The organism is Pasteurella canis (genome assembly GCF_900454865.1).
Taxonomy (GTDB): Bacteria; Pseudomonadota; Gammaproteobacteria; order Enterobacterales; family Pasteurellaceae; genus Pasteurella; species Pasteurella canis.
The window spans coordinates 204,826-217,741 of the sequence record NZ_UGTV01000015.1 but is presented as its reverse complement, the minus strand read 5'-3'; the positions used below and the strand labels follow the sequence as shown (position 1 = coordinate 217,741).

The following is a 12,916-nucleotide window of genomic DNA, read 5'->3' as shown; positions in this document are numbered from 1 at the left end:
TAAACAACTTACTCTACCTTAATGACTTGTATTGCTAATTCATTAAGTGCTTGTGGATTTGCAAAACTAGGAGCATCTGTCATTAAACAAGCGGCTGCTGTCGTTTTCGGAAAAGCGATTACATCACGAATATTTTCAGTACCTGTTAACAACATAGTCAAGCGGTCTAAGCCGAATGCTAAACCTGCATGTGGTGGAGTACCAAATTTTAATGCATCAAGCAAGAAGCCAAATTTCTCACGTTGCTCTTCTTCATTAATCCCTAAAATACGAAATACAGCTTGTTGCATATTAGGTTCAAAAATACGTACAGATCCACCACCTACTTCATAGCCATTAATCACCATATCATAAGCATTGGCTACCGCACTTATAGGATCAGCTTCTAGTTGGTCTGGTGTAAAATCTTTCGGGGATGTAAATGGATGATGCATTGCTGTTAATTCACCTTCATCATCACGTTCAAACATCGGGAAATCAATGACCCATAATGGTTGCCATGTATCTAGTTTGGTTAAGCCTAAATCACGTCCTAATTTCAAACGTAATGCCCCCATTGCATCGGTTGCGACTTTATAGCTATCTGCACCAAAGAATAAAATATCACCATTTTGTGCTTCAACGCGTGCTAGAATTGCATTTAGTACATCTTCAGATAAAAATTTCGCAATCGGACTTTGTATACCTTCAAAACCTGCTGATAAATCATTCACCTTCAGCCATGCTAATCCTTTTGCACCATAAATACTCACAAATTGAGTATATTCATCAATTTGTTTACGCGTAATCGATGCGCCATTTGGTACTTTTATCACAGCAATGCGACCATTTGGATCATTCGCTGGTCCATTAAATACTTTAAATTCAACTTTTTTCAATAAATCAGCGACATCCACCATCTCTAATGGATTTCGTAAATCGGGTTTATCTGAACCAAAACGACGCATAGCTTCCGCGAAAGTCATCACAGGGAATTTACCTAAATCAACACCGATTGTGTCTAACCATAAACCGTGCACCATTTTTTCCATGATTTCACGTACTTCTGGCGCAGTTAAAAAAGAAGTCTCAACATCAATTTGTGTAAATTCAGGTTGGCGATCTGCACGTAAATCTTCATCTCTAAAGCATTTTACAATTTGATAATAACGATCAAAACCTGACATCATTAATAATTGTTTAAATAGCTGTGGCGATTGAGGGAGAGCATAGAATTTACCTTTATATACACGGCTAGGTACTAAATAATCACGTGCACCTTCTGGCGTTGCTTTAGTCAGCATGGGAGTCTCAATATCTAAAAAACCATGCTCATCCATAAATCGGCGAACAAAACTAGTAATTTTTGCTCGAGTTTTTAAACGCTGTGCCATTTCTGGTCGGCGCAAATCCAAATAACGATATTTTAAACGCTGTTCTTCTGTATTATTTTGGTTAAAGTCTAAAGGTAATGGCTCTGAACTATTATAAACAGTAAGTGCTTTTGCTAGCACTTCGACTTCACCTGTAGCCATATTCTTATTAATCTGGTTATCTGGACGAGCAATCACTTCCCCTTTAATTTGAATACAAAATTCATTACGTAACGTTGCGGCCAAACTTAATGCGTCTTGATATTGAGGATCAAAACAAACTTGTACAATACCTTCACGATCACGCATATCGATAAAAATTAATCCACCTAAATCACGGCGACGATGAACCCAGCCACTTAGTGTCACTTCTTGACCAATATTGCTACGGTTCAAGCTACCGCAATAATGTGTACGCATCATTTCAAAAATCCTTTGTCTTATTAATTATGAAAAAAATTGCAACAATTATAGCGGAAAATGAGTGGAGAAAAAAAGATTATTTCTGTCCAAACTATTGTAAGAAGCTACTAAAGCAGTGCTGATTTAAATAAAAACATATCTGCTTTTAATGCATCTTATTCTCATTTTTGTTATATTAGCCAAACGTTATTGGAGTTTAATCTAGTTAAGGATAGCATCATGTTATTTATCAATCTTATTTTTATATTGACGTTAATTATTCGTTTTTATAGCCTTTCTATTTCAATTCGCAATGAGAAAGCACTTCTCGCCAAAGGTGCAATACAGTATGGTAAACGTAATTCATCCATCTTATCTATCGTGCATGTGTTGTTTTATCTTGCTGCAATTGGTGAAGCTAATTATCATGATATTATCTTTAATACAACATCCCAAGTCGGCCTAGTAATTCTTATCTTTGCTATAGCAATGTTGTTTTATGTCATTTATGAATTAAAAGAAATTTGGACTGTCAAAATTTATATTTTGCCTGAGCATAAAATCAATCGTTCTTTTTTATTTAAATATATACGCCATCCAAACTATTTCTTGAATATTATTCCTGAGCTCATTGGGTTATGCTTATTTTGCCAAGCCAAATATACTGCAATAATTGGCTTACCTATTTATCTCGTAATTTTAGCAATAAGAATTAAGCAAGAAGAAACTGCGATGACACATTTATTTAAGGCACAATAATTTATTTGTGATAACGAAAAACTTCTTCTAAAATGACCGCACTTTTAATTGGATTTTAAAAAATTATGGTTAAAGATACGCTTTTTTCTACCCCTATTGCAAAATTAGGTGATTTTACTTTTGATGAAAGTGTAGCAGAAGTTTTTCCTGATATGATTCAACGTTCAATTCCTGGCTACTCAAATATCATCACTGCAATTGGCATGTTAGCTTCTCGTTTTGTCACTGATAATAGTCATGTCTATGACTTAGGCTGTTCACGTGGAGCTGCGACACTCTCTGCACGACGTAACATCAGTAAATCTGGCGTTAAAATTATTGGTGTAGACAACTCATTACCGATGGTTGAGCGTTGTCGACAGCATATTAATGCCTACCAAAGTACTGTACCAGTAGAGATCCTATATGATGATATTCGCCATATTCAAATTGAAAATGCCTCGATGGTCATTTTAAATTTCACACTCCAGTTTTTACCTCCAGAGGATCGTAGCCTGCTATTGAAAAAGATTTATCAGGGTTTAAACCCGAATGGTGTATTAGTATTATCTGAAAAATTCCGTTTTGAAGATGAGAAAGTTGATAATTTATTGATTGATTTACATCACCAATTTAAACGAGCTAATGGATATAGTGAATTAGAAGTAAGCCAAAAACGTACTGCACTTGAAAATGTCATGCGTACTGACAGTATTTTGACACACAAATCGAGGTTAGCAGAGGTTGGCTTTAATCAAGTTGAGCTATGGTTCCAATGTTTCAACTTTGGCTCTATGATTGCAGTGAAATAATCATACTTATGATAAAAAAGGCGGTTTGAGTACCGCCTTTCTGCTTATAATGGGTTTAGATTTTTATCTAATAATTGGAATAACAAGGCTTTACCATTTTTAAAACGGTATTCTGCATATTCTGCCTGAGCATAATATTCACCCTTGCCTTCTGCAAAAAAATAATCTTGGCTTGGTAATCGAGGCTGCCAGTGTGCTACATTAATCGGCAAATAAATATCTGGCGTACAGCCATCAAAGCTTGTTGGGACAGTTTTTTGTAAACGGCATAACATGGTTATACCTAATTCATCACGTTTTAATAACGCATACACAAAAGATGCACCATCTGAAGGATCCTCATACCATATATTATAAATATCTTGTAATATTTCATAATTTAAACTCATGTAGTCCCCTTGCATTAAAGACCGAGGATCAAAAGGTGCAGTTTTTAAAATAATTGGTTCACCAGTGTTTAAAATATCTTCATATTTATAAATGCTATAATTTGTAGCCAAACCAATAAATAATGCAGTTATTGCAGTTAACATAACTCTTATTAACAATGGATTACGATGTGAAATATTCCCTTCTACCTTCACTTCAACAATATCTTGTTTTTTTATATTAACGATTAAAATTAACATAAAACATAACCAAATAACGCTCAATGTCATCAATAGAAAGGATTTATACAATAGCGGTATAGTCAGTAAATAGTAGTAAGCCGCTAAATTTATCACTACTCCCAAAATAGCCACCACAAATAAAATTCGACTTACACTTAAATAAGCTAAAAATAATAACGCAATACAAGCTAATGTTTCATTTGCACTAATAAAACTCACACACAACAATAAAATAGCGAAAAATAACACAGCCTGTAACTTTTTACTTAACACAAAACGTCTACTTATCAAAAGAAAAAAAATAATAGGCGTGATCGAAAGTACGAAAGTTAAACTCTTTAACAACCATACTTCCTGGCTAAAATGCGTAAAAAAATAAACTGTAATGATATTAAACCAATCAAATACACTCTTCATCTCGGGTAATTCTGCTACTGGCTCAAAAAATTCCCAATTTCTGAAAATATCTAAATTTGGCAGGCTCAAACCAATTAATAACAGAGCCCAAGCAATAGGTAACAGAATAATCCCACTTTGGGTTTCGCGATTGATAGCACAGTAATAATAAAGCCCCAACCCCAATATCATCAACCATTGCTGTGAAGATAACACAAATTGACTTGATAAATCCCCTTCATTGATATACCAACCAAGCTCAAAAAAATCTAAATAACAGAGAATTGCGATAATTGCTAACGCACCGATAAGAAAACGCAACCAATTTGTGGTACGTAATACATAGAAAAAGATAGAAATTACCAGCATTAAAGCAAGATAAACTTCAGATCCTGACTCAAACAAAAAGAAAATAAAATAGATGATTAAACCAATCGCCAATAACATATCAATAGCAATATGGAATAAATCATTCTCTTCTTTTTTACTAAAATGCATTATGCTTGCAATGATAAGTAAAATAAAACTCAGATAAACTAGCTGATCTTCATTCTCCAATAACTCAAAGGTAAAAATAGCTGTAGCTAAAAACAATCCTGTACAAAATAAAATAAGTAAAATAAATAAAGGATAAATATGCCAAGTTACTTTTTTAGTCATTGGATTATGTGCTTTAAACCATTTTGTTAAAATAACAACACTACCAATTGTTGAAGCGAACGCTAATATAGTTACTAAAAAAACACCTGAGAAAAAATCATTGCCTAATTCTAATAATAATTTGATATGGAAACTGATAATAACGTAGATAAATAAGATAATTAAATTGAGAAAATCAAAACGACGCTCTTTGTAATAATAAATTAAGCCTGCTGAGATTAACCAAGAAATGATGGCCGCATTGCTACGAAACATGAGTGCAAAAAAAGCTCCCACTAAAGCTAACATTAATAATTTTGGTAATATACGCCAATGTATATCTTTTAATTTTTCACCAAAATACTCATACAGCACTAATAAGATTAAGTTAAGACCTATTAACGAGATTTCTAAACTGTCACTGAGTATGTGATCGGCTAAAATTAATGCTGTATTGGATGTCGTAGCTAATAACAACGCACTTGCAATATTAGGAAATAAAATTAAAAACGGAATTTGGCACAATGACCAAACAGCAAATAGCTCCCAAGGATCTGCGCCTGTTTGGTATGTTTGTCCAATTAAGGCAAACATACCACCAAGAAAAACAACAGATAAAAATGAAAAAATCAATGAAAAAAGCCCTGAGTTATGTGCTTTTTTCACTTCTCGATAATAAAAGGATAAACCCAGACCTACAGTAATAAAAAATAAAGCTTGGATACTATAAAGCTTTTGAAATTTAGAAAAATAATCCCAGTTTGCCGCAATCCATGTAATTGCACCACTTGCAAAAAAACCTGCACTTAACAACGCAAATAAAAGCACTAAATACTTCTGCCAAGATAAATTAAACAATGTCGTCTGTTGCATCTGTTTTTCCTTACTCTTGAGAATGTAATGATTTTTCGCCTTGATTATGGCATAATCTTAAACAATTTTGACAATGACTTTACATACTTTTTAACTAGTTAACATAAACTTGGAGTAACTTATGCGCATTCTACACACGATGTTGCGTGTAACTGATTTAACACGCTCAATTAAATTTTATCAAGATGTCTTAGGTATGCGTTTGCTACGCACGAGTGAAAATGAAGAATATAAATATACTCTTGCATTTCTAGGGTATGATGATGAAGACAAAACTTCAGTATTAGAGTTGACCTATAATTGGGGGGTAACTGAATATGAACAGGGTACTGCTTACGGCCATATTGCAATTGGTGTAGATGATATTTACACAACCTGTAAAGCTGTTCGCCATGCAGGAGGAAAAATTACACGTGAGCCAGGACCAGTAAAAGGCGGAAAAACAGTAATTGCCTTTGTTGAAGATCCTGATGGATATAAAATTGAATTTATTGAAAATAAACATGCTCAAGCAGGCTTAGGTAATTCAATTTAAGTGCGGTCAATTTTTGAAAAGTTTTGATAGCGTGGCTTTGTCCACGCTATCTGCTTGAATATAGGATAGTAATGTGACAGAAATCAAAACTGAATCAACCACAAATTACAATTTATTAAAAAACCGTTTTCGAGGTTATTTTCCCGTCATCATTGATGTTGAAACAGCAGGCTTTAATGCCAAAACAGATGCATTATTAGAGCTTGCTGCAATCACAGTAAAAATGGATGAAAATGGTTTGTTAGTACCAGATCAACGCTGCCATTTCCATATTGAACCTTTTGAAAATGCAAATATTAATCCTGAATCATTACAGTTCAATGGCATTGATATTCATAATCCTTTACGTGGTGCAGTCAGTGAAACACATGCTATTACTGAATTATTTAAAATGGTTCGTAAAGGACAAAAAGAGGCTGAATGCCAGCGTGCTATTATTGTTGCGCACAACGCTGCTTTTGATCAAAGTTTTCTCATGGCAGCAGCTGAACGTACCAGTGTAAAACGGAACCCATTCCATCCTTTTGGGCTTTTTGATACAGCCACTCTAAGTGGTTTCATGTTTGGGCAAACTGTCTTAGTAAAAGCATGTCAAGCCGCTAAAATTGCCTTTGATTGTAAACAAGCACACTCTGCCTTGTATGATACAGAGCGTACCGCTGAACTCTTTTGCTACATGGTAAATCACTTAAAAAATTTAGGTGGCTTTCCACATCAAATTTAAAATTTTCTAAAAATAGACCGCTCTTTTTAGCAAAAGACCAATTAACTTTATCATTTTGCGAGATCGAGTCTAGACAAATTATTTTTTTTTAGTAAATTTAGAAATTCTTTCTAAAAAATAACCTAAGGATAAACACAATGTTATTAACAAATCCAGTCGTGATTTCTATTGTTGTTTTACTTGTTTTAAGCTTATTGCGAATTAACGTAGTTATTGCACTGGTTATTTCTGCATTGGTAGCTGGTTTAACTGGCGATCTTGGTGTCAGCGAAACAATTAAAACATTTACTAATGGGCTTGGTGGTGGTGCTGAAGTTGCAATGAACTATGCTATTTTAGGCGCCTTCGCTGTTGCTATTTCTAAATCAGGCATTACGGACTTATTAGCCTATAAAGTCATAAAGCGCTTAGGCAATACACCAACTAGCCGTTCTATGGCAGGCTTTAAATATTTTATTTTAGCGATACTTGCCCTATTCGCTATTTCATCACAAAATTTACTGCCTGTGCATATCGCCTTCATTCCTATTGTGATTCCACCGCTACTTGCGATCTTTAATAAATTAAAACTTGACCGCCGTGCAGTAGCATGTGTACTCACATTTGGTTTAACTGCAACTTATATGTTATTACCCGTTGGTTTCGGAAAAATTTTTATTGAGAGTGTATTAGTCAAAAACATCAACCAAGCTGGTGCAACTTTAGGTTTACAAACCTCTGTTGCTGAAGTATCACTAGGTATGGCAGTTCCTGTCGTTGGCATGATTTTAGGCTTACTTACAGCTGTTTTCATTAGCTACCGAAAACCAAGAGAGTACCCAATAGTGCATAGTCAAATTAGTACAGCAGACATTGAGTCCCATATTACCAATATAAAACCATTCCATATTGGTGCAAGTTTAGCTGCAATCATTGTGACATTTGGATTACAACTTTTTACTAGCTCAACAATCATTGGCGGTTTAGCGGGTTTAGTTATTTTTGCTGTCTGTGGCATTTTCAAACTGAAAGAAAGTAATGATATTTTTCAACAAGGCTTACGCTTAATGGCGATGATTGGCTTTGTTATGATTGCAGCATCTGGCTTTGCTAACGTAATTAATACAACAGGAGGCGTAACTAGCTTAGTGCAAACTTTTAGCCAAGGTTTAGGTACTGACAGTAAAGGATTAGCCGCATTCTTAATGTTATTAGTTGGTTTATTTATCACTATGGGCATTGGCTCCTCATTCTCAACCGTACCAATTATCGCTTCAATTTACGTGCCACTCTGTATATCGTTGGGTTTTTCACCGCTTGCTACTGTATCCATCATTGGTGTTGCTGCCGCATTAGGTGATGCTGGCTCACCTGCTTCTGATTCGACATTAGGACCAACTTCAGGCTTAAATGCGGATGGTAAGCATGACCATATCTGGGATTCTGTTGTGCCGACATTTATTCACTATAACATCCCACTAATTATCTTCGGCTGGTTAGCTGCAATGTATTTATAATAAAATAAATCCTCCCTTCTGGGAGGATTTTTTCCTGTAAAAAGCCATGACAAAAATAGAACTACTTCAATCCTTAACAAGTAAAGTAAATCAGCTATACGCACAATATGCTCAACATACCGAGCAAAAATTGAATACTAAATTTGATCCCCAATTATTTGGTGAAAATAGTCAATCTTTCTCATTTTACTATCAGGAAATACAAGAAACATTAAAACAACTTGCACATGTGCCAGAAAATGATCTCAATTTGGCGATCTTCTTCACTGAAAAACTATTATCACAATGTACAGCACTTTCTGATGCATTAAATCCAATTACAGTTAACACAATGTCAAAAAAAACGCAGCAAATGGCACAATCTATTCATCAACTGCCACCTCGCGAACGTTTAGAAAAATATTATGTTGCACTCCAAGCGCTAAATGAAAAAATTACTCAGCAACAAGATGAAAAACATAAAACACAAGATCCAAATGAAAGATCATATCTTGAGCAAAAAATCGCTTTTACTCAACAACGCCGTGATAAATGTCTAATGGCAATTGAAGTACTTGAGGAATATTTGATATTTAAAGAAAATCAAATCTAGTTGCTTTATATAATCACTTCTAAGAATAATGATATAAAGGGCTTGAATTATATTTTAAAGGCTGACTGACAGACTTACTTATTACTCTTCGATGAGCTTAATGAACCTAAAATATATATAGACTGCTTTTCCTCTTTGCTTGAATAGTAAAAAGCTCCAACTATATGTTAAAGTACAAGGTGTTGTTTGTTACATCCTCCAACACCATAGAAATAATTCCCCACTCATTACACCAACTTTGACAAAATTCTCATCAATTAACAAATAAATAAAAAACCGCAAGTCTTATCGACTTACGGCTTCTAGAATTTGATGGCGGAGGAAGTGAGATTCGAACTCACGGAGGGCGTAAACCCTCGCCGGTTTTCAAGACCGGTGCCTTCAACCACTCGACCATTCCTCCGTGATTTAAGCGAGGTGAATAATACGAATTTTGTTGTTCTAAGTCAAGCAATTAAATTAAGATTTTTATTCAATTGTTCTATTTTAGAACAACTCACAGATTCTACTTTACTATCCTCACTAAATCTACAAAACACTCACTAAGCTTTACTCTCAGCCCTAGTTGGTTCAGCATACACATGACTAATTGCACTATGATGTCCTGCTGCACCTTTACCATGGAAGTAATAGCGTGATTCACTCCATACTTCAATTTCTGACATAGCCACAATGTCATTCATTGCTTTAGCTAATGTCATCTCAGCTTTAGTATGCTCAACAGCTGAGACTGTACCTAAGCGTCCAGTAAAGATAAAAGTTCGTTCATTATCTGGCATAATGTTGATTCCAGTCTCTGATACTAACGATTGTTCACGTTTCTCTGTAATATCTAACTGCTCAGTTTGTTCTATATGAAGATCCACATGCTCAACTGTTGGCTCAACAACAGCATACTCAATTTTCTGAGTATCCATTTCGCTATTTGCTAGATTTATTTCAACTAAAGATTGCTCCGCCTCTAAACGCTGTAAAGATTCTTGCACTTTTTTCTCTACAGACTCATTAGCAGGCTGAGTCATAAATGCATTAAATGGCTTTGATGATTTTTCACTATTCTCAACAAGTCCCATTGCTGGAATTGTTGCAACGATATCATTTTTTGATTGATTTTGTTGTTCTAAGAGCTCATCTACTGATAAAAACTGATTATCTTTAGCCACAGAAATAGAGTTATGATCTATCCATACTTTACCGCTTGCTAACTCTGGTGAGGCAACCGCAGCAAATAATGGCATAGGCGACTTAGTCTCTTGATTATTGCGACGGCGACGTTGATTATTTGCTCGTAAGTGACGCGGTAAACGGCGACGGTTATCACGACGTTTTTCACTGTCAACCTCTTCTAATACTAGAACTTCAACTGATTCAATTTCAGTTGGTGTTTGTTCCTGAGATTCCATCTCCAAATTCACAACTTCAGATGGAATTTGTTCTGAAGATTCTGTAGAAATAGCCTCAGTTGAGACTTCATCCGTAATACGAACCTTCTTACGCAGATCACGGCGTGGACGACGTTGAGTAGATTGCTCCACTTTCTCCACGTCTGAATTATCTACTATAGATTCTACAGCTGGCTCATTTACAACCGTACTTTCTACAACACTCGCTTTACGTTGACGTTTATTACTACGCTCAGAACGAGGGCGAATAACTTCTTCAACAATCTCATCATTACGTTTTACGTTATTTTCACGCTCTGTACTTTCTGAACGAGAGCGACGATTATTACGACGTTCTTGATTGCGACGATTACGATTGTTTCTATTGCGATTGTTTTTGGATTTTTCTTCTTCCACAGGCTTATCTGCGAAAAGTGCTTTGATTTTACCAATAATACGTGCTAATAAAGAAGGCTTATTATCTACTTTCTTTTCGGGGACAGGAGCTGGGGCAGGAATTGCCATTGAAACAGCTGCACTTTCTAGCATATTCTCACTTGTAACAGCGGCTACTTCGATATTACGTGAAACTAGAGAATCTTCAGGGATAAACTGATCATCTTGCTCTTGATGTAGCTTAACTAAGTTATAACTCAGCTCATTTACTTCCTCACCATCACGAACACGGAAAACACTGAAGTGTGGCGTTTCCATTGCTTCATTAGGAACAACAATCACATCCACTTCATGACGCTTTTCAATGCTATAAATTGCCTTACGTTTTTCATTCAGCAAGTAAGAGGCAATCTCAACAGGCACAATAGTATGAACTTGTTTCGTATTCTCTTTTAGTGCTTCTTCTTCGATAAGACGTAAAATTGACAAAGAAAGCGATTCATTATCCCGAATTTTTCCTGTGCCTTGACAACGTGGGCACACATGATGTGAAGACTCACCTAACGATGGACTTAAACGTTGACGTGACATCTCAAGCAATCCAAAACGGGAAATACGGCTAATCTGAATACGAGCACGATCTTGACGAACCGCATCACGAATTCTATTTTCAACTTCACGCTGATGACGCACAGGTGTCATATCAATAAAATCGATTACAATTAAGCCACCTAAGTCGCGTAATCTCAATTGACGTGCAATTTCATCTGCTGCCTCAAGGTTAGTATTTAATGCGGTTTCTTCGATATCCCCCCCACGAGTTGAACGAGAAGAGTTGATATCAATTGCAGTTAATGCTTCCGTTACATCTATAACAATTGAACCACCAGAAGGCAAACGTACTTCACGTTGGAAAGCAGATTCAATTTGTGACTCAATTTGATAATGGCTAAATAACGGCACTTCTCCTTGATATAGTTTAACTCGATGAATAAAATCTGGGCGTACTAACTTAATATGTGCCTTAGCTTTCTCATATACTTTAGGACTATCAATTAGGATTTCCCCAATATCACGACGTAAATAATCACGAATTGCACGTACAATAACATCGCTTTCTTGGTGAATCAAAAAAGGGGCTGGACGGCTTTCTGATGCCTGCTTAATCGCTTCCCAATGGTGCAATAAAACCTTTAAATCCCATTGTAATTCTTCTGGAGACTTACCCACACCCGCAGTACGTACAATTAATCCCACACCATCTGGCACATCCAATGAGCTTAATGCTTCTTTTAACTCTAAACGCTCATCTCCTTCAATACGACGTGAAATGCCGCCTGCTCTTGGATTATTTGGCATAATCACTAAATAGCTGCCAGCTAAAGAGACAAAAGTCGTTAATGCAGCCCCTTTATTACCACGTTCCTCTTTATTAACTTGAACGATAACTTCTTGTCCTTCGCTCAAAATATCTCGAATATTTGGACGTCCTTGATAAACATAATCCTCAGGAAAATATTCACGTGCAATTTCCTTTAATGGTAAAAAGCCATGGCGCTCAGCACCATAATCCACAAATGCGGCCTCTAAACTTGGCTCTACACGTGTGATCCGACCTTTGTAAATGTTTGCTTTCTTTTGTTCATGTCCTGGGCTTTCAATATCCAAGTCAAATAAACGTTGCCCATCCACTAATGCAACGCGCAACTCCTCTTTTTGAGTTGCATTAATTAACATTCTTTTCATTCTTTGTTCTCTTAATTTTATTCTGTTGCTTAATTAAAAATAAACGTACTTTTCTTCGTAATCGACCTCGTGTCTGTCGCCAGATGTCAGTCTCTCGACTGTCAACGGCTGGGCGCATTGATTACGTTAATCAAATGAAGTAAAAGAACACATTTTTCGTAAAACGGAATAGACTATAAAAATACTTCCGCAAGTACTCGTACTATTTTTAACATTTAAAAT

Annotated in this window: 9 protein-coding genes and 1 tRNA gene; 6 read left to right on the top strand and 4 right to left on the bottom strand. The window is 35.7% G+C overall.

Features of this window, described 5'->3' with window-relative positions; translation table 11 throughout:
• Positions 1–8 precede the first annotated feature (8 nt).
• Positions 9–1,775, bottom strand: coding sequence for an aspartate--tRNA ligase (aspS, locus tag DYE19_RS01695; protein WP_115322400.1), 1,767 nt, complete (start codon positions 1,773–1,775; stop codon positions 9–11).
• A 219-nt stretch (positions 1,776–1,994) separates the two neighbouring features.
• Between aspS and DYE19_RS01690 the strand changes: the two genes are divergently transcribed.
• Both DYE19_RS01690 and cmoA read left to right on the top strand, forming a co-directional pair.
• The gene (locus tag DYE19_RS01690; RefSeq protein WP_115322399.1) at positions 1,995–2,513 is read left to right on the top strand and encodes an isoprenylcysteine carboxyl methyltransferase family protein; all 519 of its coding nucleotides are present in this window, start codon (positions 1,995–1,997) and stop codon (positions 2,511–2,513) included.
• A gap of 65 nt (positions 2,514–2,578) precedes the next feature.
• Complete coding sequence (cmoA, locus tag DYE19_RS01685; RefSeq protein ID WP_115322398.1) at positions 2,579–3,304, top strand: carboxy-S-adenosyl-L-methionine synthase CmoA; 726 nt, start codon at positions 2,579–2,581, stop codon at positions 3,302–3,304.
• Between the two features lie 44 nt (positions 3,305–3,348).
• Here the strand turns inward: cmoA and DYE19_RS01680 are convergent, their stop codons facing one another.
• Positions 3,349–5,823 carry a GDYXXLXY domain-containing protein gene (locus tag DYE19_RS01680; protein WP_115322397.1) on the bottom strand — a complete coding sequence of 825 codons (2,475 nt, stop codon included), beginning with the start codon at positions 5,821–5,823 and terminating at the stop codon, positions 3,349–3,351.
• Positions 5,824–5,944: 121 nt separating this feature from the next.
• Between DYE19_RS01680 and gloA the strand changes: the two genes are divergently transcribed.
• From gloA to priC, 4 genes are all read left to right on the top strand, one after another.
• Entirely contained in the window at positions 5,945–6,358 is a 414-nt protein-coding gene (gene gloA, locus DYE19_RS01675; protein ID WP_115322396.1) for a lactoylglutathione lyase, read from the top strand.
• A gap of 73 nt (positions 6,359–6,431) precedes the next feature.
• Positions 6,432–7,082: a ribonuclease T gene (gene rnt / locus DYE19_RS01670; protein WP_115322395.1), complete on the top strand. Its 651-nt coding sequence runs from the start codon at positions 6,432–6,434 to the stop codon at positions 7,080–7,082.
• A 137-nt stretch (positions 7,083–7,219) separates the two neighbouring features.
• Positions 7,220–8,578, top strand: coding sequence for a Na+/H+ antiporter family protein (locus tag DYE19_RS01665; protein WP_049216422.1), 1,359 nt, complete (start codon positions 7,220–7,222; stop codon positions 8,576–8,578).
• 46 nt (positions 8,579–8,624) lie between these two features.
• Complete coding sequence (gene priC / locus DYE19_RS01660; protein ID WP_115322394.1) at positions 8,625–9,170, top strand: primosomal replication protein PriC; 546 nt, start codon at positions 8,625–8,627, stop codon at positions 9,168–9,170.
• 313 nt (positions 9,171–9,483) lie between these two features.
• On the opposite strand, the gene DYE19_RS01655 is transcribed toward priC, so the two are convergent.
• Positions 9,484–9,573 (bottom strand) — tRNA-Ser (locus DYE19_RS01655).
• A gap of 139 nt (positions 9,574–9,712) precedes the next feature.
• A complete protein-coding gene (gene rne / locus DYE19_RS01650) occupies positions 9,713–12,694 on the bottom strand; it encodes a ribonuclease E (RefSeq protein WP_115322393.1) in 2,982 nt (993 codons plus the stop codon).
• Between the last annotated feature and the right edge of the window lie 222 nt (positions 12,695–12,916).